Annotated in this window: 15 protein-coding genes; all 15 read left to right on the top strand. The window is 45.5% G+C overall.

From position 1 onward, the window contains the following. Positions 1-185: 185 nt before the first annotated feature. The 15 genes from WCS89_01865 to WCS89_01795 all read left to right on the top strand — a co-directional run bounded on the left by WCS89_01865 (position 186) and on the right by WCS89_01795 (position 16787). Positions 186-593 carry a hypothetical protein gene (locus tag WCS89_01865; GenBank protein ID MFA6554233.1) on the top strand — a complete coding sequence of 136 codons (408 nt, stop codon included), beginning with the start codon at positions 186-188 and terminating at the stop codon, positions 591-593. Positions 594-597: 4 nt separating this feature from the next. Further along, positions 598-1905: a site-specific DNA-methyltransferase gene (locus WCS89_01860; GenBank protein ID MFA6554232.1), complete on the top strand. Its 1308-nt coding sequence runs from the start codon at positions 598-600 to the stop codon at positions 1903-1905. Continuing rightward, a complete protein-coding gene (locus WCS89_01855) occupies positions 1898-2506 on the top strand; it encodes a DUF5681 domain-containing protein (protein MFA6554231.1) in 609 nt (202 codons plus the stop codon). The genes WCS89_01860 and WCS89_01855 overlap by 8 nt, the downstream gene beginning before the upstream one ends. Then, positions 2397-4085 carry a hypothetical protein gene (locus WCS89_01850; GenBank protein ID MFA6554230.1) on the top strand — a complete coding sequence of 563 codons (1689 nt, stop codon included), beginning with the start codon at positions 2397-2399 and terminating at the stop codon, positions 4083-4085. Before WCS89_01855 ends, WCS89_01850 begins: the two co-directional genes overlap by 110 nt. Positions 4086-4131: 46 nt before the next feature. Beyond that, positions 4132-6156, top strand: a complete 2025-nt coding sequence (locus tag WCS89_01845; protein ID MFA6554229.1) for a hypothetical protein — start codon at positions 4132-4134, stop codon at positions 6154-6156. A 30-nt stretch (positions 6157-6186) separates the two neighbouring features. Further along, entirely contained in the window at positions 6187-6510 is a 324-nt protein-coding gene (locus tag WCS89_01840) for a hypothetical protein (GenBank protein MFA6554228.1), read from the top strand. 17 nt (positions 6511-6527) lie between these two features. Beyond that, a complete protein-coding gene (locus WCS89_01835; protein ID MFA6554227.1) occupies positions 6528-6902 on the top strand; it encodes a hypothetical protein in 375 nt (124 codons plus the stop codon). After that, positions 6899-7291: a hypothetical protein gene (locus WCS89_01830; GenBank protein ID MFA6554226.1), complete on the top strand. Its 393-nt coding sequence runs from the start codon at positions 6899-6901 to the stop codon at positions 7289-7291. The genes WCS89_01835 and WCS89_01830 overlap by 4 nt, the downstream gene beginning before the upstream one ends. A gap of 224 nt (positions 7292-7515) precedes the next feature. Further along, the gene (locus WCS89_01825) at positions 7516-8382 is read left to right on the top strand and encodes a hypothetical protein (GenBank protein ID MFA6554225.1); all 867 of its coding nucleotides are present in this window, start codon (positions 7516-7518) and stop codon (positions 8380-8382) included. A gap of 46 nt (positions 8383-8428) precedes the next feature. After that, on the top strand, positions 8429-9631 hold the full coding sequence (locus WCS89_01820) for a hypothetical protein (GenBank protein ID MFA6554224.1): 1203 nt from the start codon (positions 8429-8431) through the stop codon (positions 9629-9631). A gap of 90 nt (positions 9632-9721) precedes the next feature. Beyond that, entirely contained in the window at positions 9722-10345 is a 624-nt protein-coding gene (locus WCS89_01815; protein MFA6554223.1) for a hypothetical protein, read from the top strand. A 3-nt stretch (positions 10346-10348) separates the two neighbouring features. Then, the gene (locus WCS89_01810; GenBank protein MFA6554222.1) at positions 10349-12250 is read left to right on the top strand and encodes a hypothetical protein; all 1902 of its coding nucleotides are present in this window, start codon (positions 10349-10351) and stop codon (positions 12248-12250) included. 43 nt (positions 12251-12293) lie between these two features. Then, a complete protein-coding gene (locus WCS89_01805) occupies positions 12294-13067 on the top strand; it encodes a hypothetical protein (GenBank protein MFA6554221.1) in 774 nt (257 codons plus the stop codon). Between the two features lie 14 nt (positions 13068-13081). Beyond that, the gene (locus WCS89_01800; protein ID MFA6554220.1) at positions 13082-15163 is read left to right on the top strand and encodes a hypothetical protein; all 2082 of its coding nucleotides are present in this window, start codon (positions 13082-13084) and stop codon (positions 15161-15163) included. Positions 15164-15170: 7 nt separating this feature from the next. Next, a complete protein-coding gene (locus WCS89_01795; protein MFA6554219.1) occupies positions 15171-16787 on the top strand; it encodes a LysM domain-containing protein in 1617 nt (538 codons plus the stop codon).

Below are 16787 nucleotides of genomic sequence, written 5' to 3'. Positions count from 1 at the left end.
ATTACTTACAGAGATACAAAACAAACAAAGAAAAAGTTGGTCGAGGGTTCGTACGAGTACATTCGCAACTTAGCAGAGCAACAACGTCACAAAAATTGTCAGCATATTCGATGGATAAAAAGATGTAGCTTTTGCGGAAAGATCCTTGAATCAGATTCGATTAATCATCAACAAATTTAATAAACATGACTAAAGATAAAAATAAAATAAAAAAACAAGAACCGAATCCATTGAGCTTGTCGGCTCGGTTTCTTTCAGCACGTCCCGACTTTGTCGGAGCGTGGATCATTGGAGCTCATAGCCTGCTTCCTATTTTCAAATCCGAACATAAAGAAGCTATCACTGCATACCTTGAAACGGTCCAGGGCGAATTCTTCGCAGCCCTCCGGCATCACTGGGAAAAAAGGAATGTTGATCAGCGCATGACCTACACATTCGGCACAATATGCAGAAATCGAAAAGGCGATGAGAGGCTTGTCATCGGAATACTCGCACAAAAGAGTGGCAAGCCTGCATACGAATACATCGACGACAACGGAAAAGGCGGAGCATGCAATGAGTCGAGCATGATCAGTTGGATGGAAAAAATATAAATATATGCAAATCACTGACATAAAACCATACAAAAATAATGCCAAAGAGCATCCTGTCGAACAGCTCACCAAGCTCGCCGCAATCGTGAAGGAGGTAGGCTGGAGACAGCCTGTAATTGTGAATCAGCAAGGTGTGATCGTTGTAGGTCACGGAAGATTTGCGACATGGGAAAAATACAAAGACGAGCTGAAGCCGATATGGATCATGGACGACATCGGAAAAAATGTGTTTGGCGGTCCCGAGACAGCTCCTCTCACTGAAGCACAAGAGACTGCCTACAGATTAGCGGACAACAAGCTCAATGAGAGCGACTGGATCATGGGACTAGTCATCACTGACCTAAAGTTACTGCAAATTGCAGGCTTCGACATAACAATCACCGGCTTCACCAAAGACCTGCTTGTTGAAGACGATGAGAAAGATGATGTCGTGCCTGAAACTCCTGTAGAGCCTAAGAGCAAGATAGGCGACGTGTATCAGCTCGGTCCGCACACGATCGCATGCGGAGACTCAACCGAGGAAGAATCATGGAAGAAAATAATGCAGGGCAGAAAAGCTGATTGCGTTTTTACTGATCCGCCATACAACGTCAATTATTCGGGGCGTGGCGAGAATACCAGCCAGAAAATTCTCAACGACAATATGGCAGATGTGGCATTCGATACATTCCTCGAAGCCGTGTTCGCTCGGATAGCCGAGTCTGCAAAAGGCGGAGCCGGATGGTACGTCTTCCACTCAACCTCAACGCAGGCGCAGTTTGAATCAGCTCTGAAGAAGCAGGGAATGTCGGTCCATAACCAACTCATATGGAATAAGCCAACGGCATCTATGGGCTGGGGAGATTACCGATGGAAGCATGAGCCGTTCTTCTACGTTTCAAAGGAAGGAGTGAAAGCTGTCTTCTACGGGGATCGAAGAAATCATACGGTCCTGAACTTTCATGACAGCGATCAGAAGATTCTCAACTGGGCGAAGCGACAGCGTAAGCTCGAGACAGAGGGAAAGCTCACGATATGGACGATGAAGCGTGATCGAGTGAGCGAATACAAGCATCCGACTCAAAAGCCAGTGGAACTCATCACTTATGCACTATTCAATAGCTCAAAGGTCGATGACCTGATTGCCGATCCGTTTCTTGGAAGCGGAAGTACTCTCATTGCCTGCCACAAAACGAGCCGAGCGTGTGCAGGCATTGAGCTTGATCCGAAGTTTGTGGATGTAGTGGTTCAGCGATGGGTCGACTACACCGGAATCGAATCGATCATTAAAAACGGTCAGCCGGAAAACTGGCTAAAAACGACACATGAATAATCAAGAAAATAATAACGATAAACCGCTCCTGATACCGCCTGTAACAGGGCAAGAACAGGTGAAGCAGGACATCAAGTCCGATGTCGTTCCACCTGATACATCAGGAAAAGATCAGGTAAGGGATGATTCTGGTCGCTTCAAGCCAGGCTTTTCAGGAAATCCCACAGGTCGCCCGTCAGGAATAAAACAGCTCACGCACAGGGTACGAGAAAGGCTTCTCGCCCTTGAAGCAAAAGATGAGTTTGGCAATCCACTACCGCTTGAAGAAGCTCTTGCGCAGAAGATTGTAAAACTGGCGATTGAAGGCGATCCGAAAATGATTCAGCTCGTATGGGCATATCTCGATGGAAGACCACCACAGCACATTGATCTAACAAGCAAGGGCGAGAGACTTGCCGGCACAATGCTCGTCACCGATGAAGACGATCTTCGTATAGAAGAATTGTTCGGATTCAGAAAATTACTGCCGTCAAAAACAACATCACAAGAAAATGGAAACGATAAACGACCAACTACTGGAAGTAGCATCTCCGATCAACCAACAGGGAATCCAATTCCTCAAGGGGAGCAACATAGCGGCGCGTACGAAGGCACTGCGTAGGCACTTCGGCTACTTTGTCACTTATTATCTCCAGCATTATATCTGGAGCGAGTTTGCGTCGTTCCATTACGACATGATGAGGGATGTGCATGACCTCCTTGATTTCAAAGTGAGAGAAGTCGCATGGTTTATGTTCGGCGAAAGTGCAAAGACGAGTTTTGCTAAGGCGCTTATTCTTTACATGATCGCCTATGAGATAGAGCCGTACATAAACGTCGATGCTTTTGATAGCACCAACTCCGAACGTATCCTTTTTGACGTTGTCTGGGAGCTTCAAACCAACAGTCGCTTCATCAATGATTTTGGTGAGCTGTACAACGTGAAGCGTTCAAAGGATCAGATAACTCAAAAGCGCGTAAAAGATTTCGTCACCAATCCCAAGAAAGATGAATACGGAAGGATCATAAAAGCAGGCATCCGTGTTGAAGCACACAGCACACAAGAAAGCGTGCGAGGTCGAGTGCATGGAGCGATGCGCCCAGGCTTCGTCTTGCTCGATGATTTTGAAACAAAGAAGACACTAAGAAGCGAAGCGGCAACAAGTCAGGTACGCATGCACATCCAAGAATTCAAGCGAGGTCTCGACTCAAAACGTCGCAGGGTTATGTATCTTGGAAATATCCTGAGCGAATACGGAAATGTACAAAGTACGATAGAGCGTGCCAAGCATGATCCTGAACTCAAGGTTCGCATCGTCCCGATTTGCCAAGGAACGCTCATGTCCGGATTGCATACACCATCGTGGCCGCAAAGATGGGTGATGACCGATGCCGAAGCGGAAGCTACAAACAAAACAAGCATTGATGCGAAAAGAAGATCTATGTGGACACCAGAAGAAGGCGACATGGACTTCCAAGCGGAAATGCTTTGTCAGCCGATAGATGAAATGAAAGCCCTCTTTAAGCGAGAGTGGTTTATGCCGATCTCATGGGAAGCTCTACTTGAAAAGAAACTTGCGGCATACGTCACGATCGACACACCGAGCAGAAAAGAAGATGGCGTAGTAACCGCAGGCGGAGACTTTGTCGGCTTCTGCATCAATTGGATCGACCGAGAGGGAAAGTGGCATCTGAAAGCTTGGAGAGAGAAACTCGGTCCCACTGGAATCATTGAGAAAATGTTCGGCATTTATAATTTTCTTATACAATCAGGCACGCCTCCTTTGAAGATGGGATGGGAAGATACTGCATTCACTCGTGGGCTTGAGCCGATGCTTCGACACGAACAGAGAGTGCGGCAAACTTTCCTACCTTTGACGTGGCTCAAGCATGAGGGTCGATCAAAACAAGATCGCATTCGCACCGGACTCTTGTACCGCTACGAGACCAGGAGCGTGTATCACCTGCAAGGCGAATGCAAAGACCTTGAAAACGAGCTCGTGCGTTTTCCCGATGCCGATCATGACGACATAAGCGATGCGACAGCGTATCAAAGCGATATCGCACGACCTGCCGGAACGGAAAAGCCCCGAGATGCCCGACCTGAACGCTTGATCGACACTCCATATGGAAAAGTGAAACCTGCATATGAAGACGAACTGGTGGATGAAGGTCCGCAATATCCAGACATCGGCATTTGATTGCACACACTTTTTCACATTTTTTTGTATCTACACTTAAATAATCATGTCGTTAGCGCACTATAAAACCCGAGACACACTCGCATCACAATCCCTCAAGGAGATTGATTATTCATATCGCTATAAGAAAGCACGAATGTCTTCGTGGAATAAAAACGAAGACATGATGAATCCCGATCGTGCCAATCCGAGTGTGACTTCTCCATATGGCGGTAGTACTTATCAGCAGGCAGGCGATACGAGAGCCCAAGTTCCACTTTTCAAGATGCATGGCTTTGTGCATACGATCCTCTCAAAAATAGACAGCCCTCTCACATTTAAATACGTCAAAGGTGAATCTGGAGACATGAAGAAGGCAGATTTGATGAATGCGATCAGAGACAAGGACTCAAAAGTCGGACGTTGGAATTTCAAAGACCTGATGGGAAAGCGCGATGCGGCGATTTATGGTCGCACCATTTATTTATATCTCACCAGAAACGACAAAGGAATTTATAAAAGCCTTTTGAATTTGATAGATCCGAAAGACTTTCTCATTGATCCTGATGTTGGCGGTTTATGTACTGAAGAAGAAGATGGAAGCGGAGTCGAGAAAGCTTCATACCTTGGATGGTGGAATACGAAACTCACACGAGCTCAGCTCACACAAGGTGTCAAAGATGGAATCTACTACAAGAAAGTCGTGGAGGGTTTGCTTGATGGTGGAGGCAATAACACAGCAAAGACTCAACAGGATCTTGATAAAGACAATCGAAAGATCAATGGAGCTCCCCGAGAGCGTTTCAAAAACGAGAATCAATTTGTTTTTTACACATGGATAACGACAGACGAGAATGATGACCGTTATTATTTGGTACTAACTCCATCCGGCGAATGCATTCGATGTGAGCCTTGGAAAGATATCCGAAAGAGCGAGAAGTATCCGATATGGACATGGGCGGCATTCCCAGATCCTCGTGAATTTTGGACACCATCTTACTGCGATTATGCCCGAGGTATATTCATGGCGCAGGAAAAGAGCATCAACCAGTCGCTCGACAACTCCGAACAGATCAACCGACCTCAGACTGCCGTGAACGTTGATTATGTTCGCAACCTTGCACAGGTACGCTATCGAAAAGACGGCTACATTGAAATCGAAGGCAATATCGACGTAAACAAGGTGCTTCAGACACGACAGACTCCTCCGATACAAGGTCCGTTCTCGGTGTATGACAAGCTCGAGACAATCGTGGAATCTGAAAGCGGAGTTACTTCAAGTGTCAAAGGTACGAGCGATGAAGATACGCTTGGAATTTACGAGGGAAATCTTGAGCAAGCAGGTGATCGTTTCGGACTTTTGAATAAAAGCTATGCAGAGGGTTACTATCGCTTCGCTGTTTTGCACAAAGAGGGTGTGATGCAGGATTTGAAAAAGAAAATGGCTGTCAAGATCGTAGGCTCAATGGGTCTTGAGATAGAAATGGTGAGTGCAAGAGATTTGAAACCATTTCAAGACGACTATGACATCCTCGTTGAATCAAGCATCGCTGAAGCCCAGAGCAATCTTGCTGACAGCAAAAACAAGCTCACATTTCTCGGCGCTTACAAAGGTGATCAGAATATAAATCAAAAAGTCTTATTCAAAACTCAAGCGGTCATCGCAGGAATCGAAGACGATACAGTGAACAGTCTGCTTGATTTGAGCGACTACTCTTATTCCGAGGTTATTTCAAAAGCTGAAGAAGTGTTCCAACTTCTCATTGCAGGTCGCAAAGTTCCTTTCTACAAAGATGCCAACACAGCGTATCTCCAAAGACTCATCGATAAGTCTGACAAGTTTGATCACGAACTCTCTTCCGAACAGCATAACGCAGTCTTTGCATACATCGACCAGATCGTTCCGATTGTGGAGCGAAATGCTGCACGTTCGGTGATGTCGCAAGTTTCCAAAGAAGGCTTGATCAGTGGTACAGGGCGCGGAATGGTCGATGGAGCCGCACTCGATAACCCTGATCTTGCAGCAAATGGAAAAGTCGCGCTTGGCGATCCTGCCACTCGGACGGCAGAAACGGCTGCGCTTACAACGTAGCAATTATTATTTAATTTAATCAATAAAATTATGTCAGAATCAAACAATGTAAAGTTCGTCGAAGCTAACGGCAAGTGGCTATGGAAGCGTTACGACGAACAAGGATCGGTTATTTTTAGAAGCCCAGAATTCGACACAGAGCGACAGGCTCGTGAAGATTACAATATTAATGGCGGACAGCCACAAGCTCCTGCACCTGATGTCGAATCTCAAGAATCTGTTCCGACAGGAACGGAGACAACTGCTCCCGTAGCTCCAACAGCTCCGGAGTCTGCTGATGCAGGAAACACCTCTCCTGAAGGTGGACTAGATGCGGGGTCGGCATCAAGTCCTGATGGTATAGGAACGAATTAATATCTCGTTGTCATACCATGCCAGCATTTACTTATAAAATCGAGAGGAAAGCTAAGGATAAAGGCGACTATCGAATCACAAAACATGGGCAAGTTGCTGAATTTTCTCTGCGAGAAATGGCTCGCAATATTGACCAGATCAAAAAGCAGGCGAGGGAAATGGAAGCGAACGCAAAGCTTCAGAATGCCCTGGCAGAAAATATTCGTCGCGCAAATCCCGAGCTTGTCGCATACATCAAGAAGCTATCGCCAAAAAAGCGATTCGCTCTCACCATGCTTGCGATGCAGGAAAACAAAGCTAAGCAATTCAAGGATCAGGAATTGCAGGCGAAAAGTATTCTCCGAACGCTTGAAAAGGAAAATACGCTGGTCCGTAAACAATTAAAACTATGAGTGAACAACCAGACACACAAGCAGATCTCACTGGTCCGCACGACGCGGCACAGGAATTAGATCAAGAAAAACAACAGGCAGAGGAAGCCGAAGTTGAAGAACTCAATAAAGCCATTGATGTATCGCAAGATTTAATCTCATGGTCTAGAACTCCTGCCGGCAAAGACACCATTGATCGTCTTCAGAATGAATCTCGTAAGGCAATGAATGAACTCTTTGCGGTTCTTCACGATAGCCCCGAGCTTGGCAAGTTGATATCGGTCATTGCTCGCTTTGAAGCCTCTGTGCAAATGCTCAGACGTTTTATAGGGGCGGATGAAGACTTGGATATCTTGCTCAACGAGCTTGCACGAAAGCGGCCTAGTGCCTCGGCGGATTTGGCAAAATAAAGAAAAGATAAAGAAAAAGTAAAGGAATTATCAAGAAAAAATCATCGGTTAACCGGTGATTTTTCTTTAATTGATTGCACACACTTTTTCACATTTTTAGTGCTACACACTTATAAGCATAGAGGGGCCAACCTCTTATTAATAAAAAGGTAACGGCGCTAATGCTCTGCGTTTCAATCGAGCATCAATGGGGCGAAAACCATTGCATAAAAACGTAAACAATTATGAACAAACAAAATCATACGGAAGCCGCACCCGCTGACGACAAGTCAGGAAAAGCCGCAGGGGAATCTCAGCCAATCGATAAGAACGGCAAGAAAGATTCAGACAACCCTACAAATGGTCAATCGATTGCACAGATTGCAGAGGGAGAAGGGTCAAAGCCAGGCGATTCGAAACCACGAAGGAATCGGGCAGAGATCGAGAAAGATGAACTCCTTGACGATCTCAAGAAGGAGAATCGTGAGATGAAAAAAATGATCCGAGATGAGGTCATTCCTACCATCAAAGATTTGCAGGAGCAGATCAAGAAGGGAGGTTCGCGCGGAGCTGACGCTAAAGACGAAATCGAAGCGCTCATCGAAGGAAGTGCAGATCCCGAGTTTACTCGAAAGCTTGCGAATGCACTCCTCTCAAAGTCCAAGAAGCAATTCGAGGACGAGTACCTTTCAGACATCAAAGACATTAAGTCCAAGACTGAAGCCCAGTCAAAGGAGATCAATGCCGCTCAGATTGCAGGAGCAATCTCGAAAGAGTTTGACCGAGTAATTGCCGAAAACCCAGAGCTAGGAAAGATCGCCAAAAAAGAAGCCGTCAGGAAGTACATCATGTCGAGCGAGGAAAACCTCAAACGCACGATGGAAGACATCCTCGAGGAACTCTATGGCGATGCAGAAAAGCCTGAACCAGGAATGGAAGGCTACAGCTCGCAGGGAGGTAATCATCCAAAGGAACCGGATTACACCAAACCTACGGATGAGGATCACAAGCGCATTGCTGAATCCCGAGAAAAGGGCGGTAAGGAATTTGATAAGTATCAGGAGAGCCTGATCGATCGCCTTACCCAGCGTTCACGTCACAAGAATAAGTAGTTGATATCTGAGAGGGTAAATTTATTCACTTAATTTTATTCCTCTTATGTTAGCAGTATTTAAAGAACAGTTCGACAACGCCTATCAGGCTGTGTTCGACAAGGTACTCGTTGCGATGGAGATCGCAAACACGCGCCTTGAAAAAAAGCTCGACTACGGTGCGAGCGTAAAGCGTGTGAAGTATTCTCTTGCGCCAATTCGTGTTCGTAACATCACGATTGGAGTAAACCGAACCATTGACCAGCTCAATGACTCCGGCGAAACCTTACTCGTGAACAAGAACAAGGGTGCAGACTTCCGTGTCTCGAAGAAGGAAATGATTCAGGCTGGTCCCTTGAATCCTGCCGAGACAATCGGTGCAGAAGTTGCTAAGAAGCTCTCTCGATACATTGATGCCGATGTGTTCGCTCAGGTTAAGAATGCTCAGCAAGCATTCGATACCGGCGACCTCACCACAATGACATCGAACGGAACTCCGATCGTTCTCTCCACTACAAACATTCCTCAGCTTTTGGCTCAGGGTCGTGCGAAGTTGCGCCGAGCGAATCAGGATCTCACCAATCTTGCTCTTGTTATCGACAGTTATGGCGGATCGGTGATTGAGCAGTACGTCATGTCGAAAAACATTGATCTCGCTGCTGCCGCATTCAAAAACGGATATGCGGGTCCCGTGGGCGGTGCGGAGCTTTATCTCTCCGAGAACCTTCTCGCTGAAGCGATCATCACGATGGCAGCAAATCCATCAGCTGGCGAGACATTCTCGATCAACGGCTTCGTGTACACATTCGTGGCCGCAATTGGTGCTACGCCAGGTAACGTGCTTATCGAAGCAGGCGTTGATGCCACTCGAGACAACCTGATCGATGCGATTCACCAAACTACTGGCACAGCCGGTACGAAGTACGTCGCATGGACTGACGTTGATCCTGGTTATGACCAGTCAAACTGGGTAGATCTTCAGCTTGCTGCTGTCGACAACGATACGACTGATCAGATCACTATTACTGGAACTGGTTCAGGTCGCCTTGTATTTGGTGGAAACGCTACCTACACGCTGACCAAGAACCTCATCCACTCTTACTACGGTAAGAAGGGTGCGATAGACGTGGTTATTCAAGACACTGCCGAAGTCGAAATGGTCGACGATCCGTATCAGCGAGCAAAGATCATTCGATCCGATGCTATCTACGGAATCTTCACCTTTGCCGACGGTAAGCCTCAATATCTAGACGTTCAAGTTCAGTCTTAAGGATTCCGCTGACCTCAGCTCACGCTGGGGCTCAGTGGCAGAAGTAGAACTGCTAATGGACTACTTCTGCCACTGGGAAGCATAAAAAATATGGCAACACCACTTACAGGACAACAAATCATAGAACGCTTCGAGCTTTATACAGACGACACAACTGATCTGTCGAGCGATGAGGAGCTTATTCTTGCGAATGACAAACTGCGTCTCATTTACATGGAACAGCCGTGGGAATTTCTACGAAGAAAAAAGACTGGTGTAGTTGAAAGTGATGGAAAGATTACTGTACCAGCTGACTTTGACGAGTTGATGGAAAACTACAGCGAAGATCAGAATGAACCTATTCTCAAAGTCATTTTTATAGGAAGCCAGAGAAGCCCTTATTACTTTGTGCCAATGGGACAGAGAAATGCCAATCAATTCTGCAATGTTTGTTGGATAGATCCATCGGATGGAAAAATAAACTTTGCACAAAGCCCAGGTGCAGGAGCTTCGTATGAATTTGATTACAAAACCAGTCCTGATGACATTGCAGTCGGCACGTCTCCCAAGTTGCCACCTGAATATCATCCAATGATTGTCTTTTCGATGCTTATTGATGAGGAAATTATAAAGAAGTCTGAAAAGGCTCGCAGCAATATGCAGGACAATGCGGTCCAGTACCAGCGTTACATGAAGAATATGAAGCTCCGAGATGCCAGATTTAAACTCGTCTAATTTATGGCAGATCATGAAATCAAAAAATTTGCATCGGGAGTACATAATCGTGAAGATAACGAGGATACTCCAAAAGATAGTGCTAGAGACTCCCTCAATTGGGTGACCATTGATGGGAAGCTTGAACTCGCCAGAGGGAAGGTGACAGTCGGAAGCGAGGGTGCAGCAGGTTCATGTCCTGCAATTCATGTCGGATACAAAGCAAATGGTACAGGCATTCTTTGGAGAAAAGTAGCGACAGCCATTCAGTATCTGAATGGCACTACTTGGATAGATGTCGTCACTGGTCTCAATCCAAACGATATCTACATTTTTACAAACTACAGCTCACTGACCGGGGCATGGACATTTGCAGGCGGTCCTGGAGGATTATTTAAATTTGCTAACGCAAATCCCAGCAACTTTATTCAGCTTTATACTACGACTGACTTTTTCTGCGGTTTTCCTCTGATTGACAAGGCTCGCATGTATCTCTGGGGCATTGCAAAAGATGCGACAGCACTTTATCGAAGTTATGTTGACGTACAGCGCGACGGCACAAGCTTTACACAAATATCAAACGAGAATGTCGGAAGTGGAAACGGATCACAGACAATATTCACTGGCACTCTTCTATTTAAGTCAGGTCAGCCGAAGCGAAACTGCGGACTCGTAACTATCAAGTGTACTGACGGTGGAGGTGAAATATTTACTGATGATAAAAATGGAAACCTTAAGGGAACTGCTGGAGGCGTAGGAACTATAAATTACATTACAGGTGCATGGAGCGTCACTTTCGTAACCATACCTTCAGCCTCAGCGAATAATATCAAGGCAGACTATGTCTGGGAAAATAGTACAAGCAAAGGGGTTGCAGATTTTACTTACAGCGCATCTCGTCTTGCGGGTGAAGGTGACGTAATCCGTCAGGATGAAGGTGGTGATGCAATCCAACAGCTCGTGATTGGTATCGATGGAAACTACTACTCACTAAAAAAGCAAAGTGCGTATCAGCACAAATACACTGACGATGATAAGACATTTAACAACCAGGTGGTCCGAAGAAATATTGGTGTTCTTACACGAAAAAGCTCAGTCACAACTGGCCGAGGTGTCGTTTTTATAAATACCGCAAACCCAGATCGCCCTCAACTCACGGTTCTCGAAAAGAATCCTCTCGGCGATGACATTCTTGCGACTGAACTCATTCCACATTTTGCATGGGAGAAATTTGATTATTCGGATGCGGTGATGGAAACCTACGGACAATTTATTGTCCTCTCTTGTCGCGCCCAATCAAGCATTGTAAACGATCGCACTCTCGTTATCGACATAGTAAAAAATACTGTGGACATCTCAAACTACGGAATGAAAGCACTCATCAAGGATTCTGGTGTCCTCTATGGCGGAAGTCCCCACACTCAAACTGTCTATAAAATCCTGAATGGCTTCGATGATGATAGTTATGTAATCCAAAATAACTGGGATAGCAAATATGAGACTTATGGTGTTCGACGACTCAAAAAATACCGTCGCTTGCGTTATCGAGGCGAAATAGATCCTGCTCAGTATGTAGAAGTATATGCCGACTTTGATGGCGCCGGATACGCTCTTGTTGGAACGATTCGAGGCGATGGAACGTACGTTAACCGATCAAGCCCATCAAGTGTGGGAACGACGATGATCGGTGAAGCGGCTATCGGTGGCGATGGTGCAGCTCAGGTATACCCATATGAGCTTCAGATAAAAGCAATGAAAATACCCAAATTTAGACGAAGAAGTATTCGATTTGTAGCTAAAGGTATCGGGTACGTGAGCATTATGGAATCGATAGATTGGGACATCCTGACCTATGAAGACAAACTACCAAAAGTCTATAGACAAAAGGAACATGTGAGCCTAGATGGCAAAGATGTGGATCAATGATTGCACACACTTTTTCACATTTTTTAGAGTAAATAATTAAACCATGTCGAGCAAACTCACAAAAGTAATCGCAAACTTCGAAACATCACTTGCTACAAAGCTTGCAAGCGGTGCTACTTCAGGAGCTCTAACTAGCATCACAGATAAGAACGGCGTAAACCTGCCAGTAGGCAGATATTGCATGATTATCGACCGAGGAACTGGTGATGAAGAGCATCTCTTGTTTGACCTCTCAGGTACAACTATGACTAGTATTTTCAGTGTTTCGAGACAAGGTGTCCAAACCGCCGGAGTCCAAAACTTAAACGGGCATAGAGCTGGATCAAAATGCTATCTGACAGATTTCGTGAACCTCAAAATCATTGTTGATATCCTAAATGGTGATGATACTCTCGATTCCACAAAGCCAATTAAATACGATGCAGACCCTGCTTTTAATGATTCAAAACAAGTCGTTTCGAAAGGATATGTAGACACTAATCTTGCAGGAAAAGCATCGACAAACGGCAATAATACTTTTTCAGGCAACAATAATTTTATCAATTCACCAAATGTTCCAAATGCGGTGAGTGCATCACAGCCCGTAACACTTTCTCAGCTCATGGCTGCAGCTCTTTCTGGTATTCAAGCGGGACTTGAGTATGTCGATGTTGCGATAAATGCAGATGGCAGCGTGAGGTCTCTTCACGACAACGTGAACGGAAAGACCTTCGTGTTCGAGTATGACGACAATCAACTACTTCGAAGCATCTATGACGGAGTGAAGAAATGGTCAATTAGAGATGTCGAGGGAAGGATCACAAGCATTATCCATTAATTAAATTTTTTACCATGATTAATTTACAAGTAGATCGAAGAATAGATAAAACAACAACCGTAAAGGGCCAACAGATTTCTCCGCTTCCAAGATATGTGGAGTGGAATAAACCCGGACTCTTTCTGTGGCCAGCAATTAAAGCACAAGGGAAGTTGACACTTCAAAATCAGCCGACAGCCGGCGAAACCATAACGATAGGTACAAAGACCTACTCCTTTGTTGCAAGTCTTGTCACCAACACGGACGGCCAGATCGTAATCGGTGGAAATGTTGCAGCAACTCGTGCCAATGTTATGGCAGCAATAAATCTCTCAGGTCTTCCAGGAAGCCAATATGCATCAGCAACCTCTCTCAATGGGGATGTGGAGGCGACTGCTATTATTGGTAATGACGTTATTGTCACCGCAAAAGTCGGTGGTACTTCTGGCAATTCAATCACCTCAACTTCGACCCTTGTATCTCCGAATGCCTTTGATGCGGCGACACTCGGAACCTATCGAGCAGGTGCTGTAGCAAGTGACGCTGATTCAGTAATCATGCCAGCTTATCGAGGCGCGTTCAATACTTCTACTGGACAGCAGTACGCCAACCGAGAATTATGTTATATCGGCCGAAGCTCGTGGGACGGAGATGAGGATCGGGCGTTCGGTATCCAGCAAGACATCGTTCGAGAATTTCCTGATGGAGATTATTGGATTAGTGCAGGTGCTACAAGAAAAATGTGGTCTCCAAATTTTCTTGAACGTCGTATTAGGACTGTCAAAACTATCTCGGTGTACACAAAACTTCGTGATATTGAAAGTCAAATATTGTCGTCTCCATTTGCAAAAAGCACTGGTAATGCCGTATTCAAAACTCTTGAACTTGATTCATCTCGCTTCATTGCTTTTTATCGTCAGCAGGCAGGTACAACTGGAATCTATGCGGTGGTGGGAAATACAAATGTGAATGGGACGATTACTTGGGGTGCGCCACTTCTCATGTACACAGTCGACTGGTACAACGATAACTTCGATGCAGTAGTTATAAACACTGACAAAGTTTTGATGGCGCTTCCAAATGGTGCGTCAAATTATATTCACACAGCAGTTCTGACAATTTCTGGAACCGGTATAGCTCTTAATACGCCGGTCCAGATTGTAGCTATTGCTCCAAGTTATAAACAGCTCGTAAAAGTAGGGACCGACAAAGCCATCATTGCCTTTGAGACTGGTGGAGCGATTAACCTTTACTGTATTTCAGTATCGGGAACGGTCCCGTCTTACGGATCACTTGCAAGCATTGCTTCCACATCAAAACCTCAACTTGCGCCAAACGGAACGGATAAGTGTCAGATTGCCTACATCGGCTCAGGTGGATGGTACTCGGCTGTGGTGACGACTTCAGGAAGTACAATTACGGTACAAGCAGGTGTGCAGATTAGTTTCGACACAAATTATTCGTATCGATATCAATTCCTGCATCAACTCACAACAGACACATTCGTATTCTTTGCTCATTGGGGTACGGTGCAGTTTCAAGGACGTGATCGTCAGAAGTTCGGTCTTCTCAGCATATCGGGAACGAACACGACTCTTGCAAGCAGCAGCTATTATCCCTCTGATCAATGGGGTAACGGCCTTATGTACGTCAAGCCGGTCGATGCGACCAGTTTCTATGTCTATCGCTACGAAAGTACTCGAATCTCAGGGGCAAAAGTAACTCTGATCAACGGCATACTCACGACCACAAATATGATGTGTAGGGGCATCGGATGGAATGAAAATCTCGGCGAAGCACCGATCTATCGCCGCCAGCAATATCAAAGTTTTCCGCAAATTGGCGATCCTATAAATTGCAACGGAGTCACATTCTTTATGACTACTGATAACCATGCAAATGGGTCGATTGCGGTATTCAGCGACAAGCCATTTAGTTTTGATTTGTACAACGGAGACGATCTTGTTGGAACCTTCACGAAGACTGATCCAGGCTTCATACAGAAAATTGTAGTCGACCTTCCAATAAATAAAGAAGAATTCGGACTGAAGATAAAAAGCAACGACAGCGTGTCTCGGGTCGCAATGATCGATCACATGTTTCTAGCGGTAGATTAGAAAACAAATGAATTCCTACACGATACAATACGGCGATACCTTAAGCGGAATCGCATCAAAGACAGGAAAAAGCATCCAGGAGCTGATGCGTCTAAATCCGTCTATCACTGATCCCAACAAAATATATGCTGGGCGTACTTTGTCGTTAGGAACTTCAGTGGCTCCAACGCCAGCACCAGCTCCTGCCACAACTCCAGCTAAGCAAACCATAGCTCAGGTAGCAAAGGTGACGGTCCCGACGTATGTCGAAGATAAAACTGCCACTCAGATCGGTAATAACTACAAATCGCAGGCCACTCAAAGCATAGACGAGGAAGCGATCAGGGCTGCCACAAGATCACGTATTCAGGGGCAAATCGACGCTATAAATGCCGCTGTGAGCGATCAAATTGCCAATTTCAGGAATACCACAGGCAAGAACCGCCAAGGGCAAAGTTACGCCCTTGCGGCAGCCGGCGGTCGAATCGGAAGTGCTACAGGCGAGTCAGAATTCCAGACAACTGAAAATTACAACAATCAGGAAGAACAGACGTATCGAAGTGAAGCGAATGTAAAAATCTCCTCTCTTCTTGGTGCGGCAACTCGTGATGCACAAAGCGAAATTGAGGCAAAGCGTGCGGCAATCAAAGAGGGTGCGGATAAATATTTTGAATTCTTGGACAACCAAGGAAAACAAAAGAGAGATCAGGTCAGCGCATTCATTAAAAACATGCTCGCACTCGGAGTTGATCCAACAGAACTCAGCGATTCTGATTTTGAAAAACTCCAGGATCAATACGGTTTCAGCAAGGATCAACTGATCTCACTTTATAGTGATGCCAAAACTCAAAAAGCTACTGCCGAACAGGAATCTGCAAAATCAGCCGCAGATCTTGAAAAAACAAAAGCTGATGCAGAAAAAGCAAAAAATGAAGTCAATCAATTTGAATTAAGCGAAGGCGAAGGTCGCTATGTTTACGATCCTGCAACAGGCACTGCTAAGCTCGTAGCATCTCGTGCAAAAACATACGCACCTGGCACAACTGGAACGCCTGGCACAACTCTAGGATACGATGATCCGAATTACACACTTGATGCAATCCGTAAATCGAAAGGTGGCAGAGTAATGACTCAGGGTGAACTCAAACCAATCACTGATATTCAAACAATCGTAAGTCAGGCGGATACCATCACAAGTCTCATTAATAGTGTCGATACCGGTCCAATCGTCGGCATTATCAAGAGTAATAACCCATACGACACTAAAGCGCAGCAGATGAAAGCGGCGATCACTGCAATCGTGCCAAAACTTGCTCGTGGAGTCTATGGCGAAGTAGGTGTGCTTACAGATGCTGATATTGAGAACTATTCGCGCACAATCGCAAATCTTCGAAGTACGACAGATGTGAATAAGGCAGTCATGGCAATGACGCTCGACATTGCAACGCGATCACTTGCAAGCCAGCTCAACTCAATGGCTGCTGGTCAGCGTGATGTGTCTCGATTTGAATCTATTTATACCGGTCTTAATGCCAAAGCGACTTCATTGAAATCAGAATTGGGATATGGATCGAGTCCGACTTCTTCAGCTCAGCCCTCGACTTTCACAAGTAAAAGCGGTCAGTCATATAACCTCCCGAATTAA

It is taken from the genome of Candidatus Paceibacterota bacterium (assembly GCA_041666915.1).
Taxonomy (GTDB): domain Bacteria; phylum Patescibacteriota; class Minisyncoccia; order Phycocordibacterales; family PALSA-1337; genus C7867-002.
This window is presented reverse-complemented; position numbering and strand designations above follow the sequence as displayed.

Bases quoted from the DNA above. Each gene is read 5' to 3' on its own strand.
- WCS89_01865 (MFA6554233.1), top strand. From the start codon at position 186: ATGACTAAAGATAAAAATAAAATAAAAAAACAAGAACCGAATCCATTG.
- WCS89_01860 (MFA6554232.1), top strand. From the start codon at position 598: ATGCAAATCACTGACATAAAACCATACAAAAATAATGCCAAAGAGCAT.
- WCS89_01855 (MFA6554231.1), top strand. From the start codon at position 1,898: ATGAATAATCAAGAAAATAATAACGATAAACCGCTCCTGATACCGCCT.
- WCS89_01850 (MFA6554230.1), top strand. From the start codon at position 2,397: ATGGAAACGATAAACGACCAACTACTGGAAGTAGCATCTCCGATCAAC.
- WCS89_01845 (MFA6554229.1), top strand. From the start codon at position 4,132: ATGTCGTTAGCGCACTATAAAACCCGAGACACACTCGCATCACAATCC.
- WCS89_01840 (MFA6554228.1), top strand. From the start codon at position 6,187: ATGTCAGAATCAAACAATGTAAAGTTCGTCGAAGCTAACGGCAAGTGG.
- WCS89_01835 (MFA6554227.1), top strand. From the start codon at position 6,528: ATGCCAGCATTTACTTATAAAATCGAGAGGAAAGCTAAGGATAAAGGC.
- WCS89_01830 (MFA6554226.1), top strand. From the start codon at position 6,899: ATGAGTGAACAACCAGACACACAAGCAGATCTCACTGGTCCGCACGAC.
- WCS89_01825 (MFA6554225.1), top strand. From the start codon at position 7,516: ATGAACAAACAAAATCATACGGAAGCCGCACCCGCTGACGACAAGTCA.
- WCS89_01820 (MFA6554224.1), top strand. From the start codon at position 8,429: ATGTTAGCAGTATTTAAAGAACAGTTCGACAACGCCTATCAGGCTGTG.
- WCS89_01815 (MFA6554223.1), top strand. From the start codon at position 9,722: ATGGCAACACCACTTACAGGACAACAAATCATAGAACGCTTCGAGCTT.
- WCS89_01810 (MFA6554222.1), top strand. From the start codon at position 10,349: ATGGCAGATCATGAAATCAAAAAATTTGCATCGGGAGTACATAATCGT.
- WCS89_01805 (MFA6554221.1), top strand. From the start codon at position 12,294: ATGTCGAGCAAACTCACAAAAGTAATCGCAAACTTCGAAACATCACTT.
- WCS89_01800 (MFA6554220.1), top strand. From the start codon at position 13,082: ATGATTAATTTACAAGTAGATCGAAGAATAGATAAAACAACAACCGTA.
- WCS89_01795 (MFA6554219.1), top strand. From the start codon at position 15,171: ATGAATTCCTACACGATACAATACGGCGATACCTTAAGCGGAATCGCA.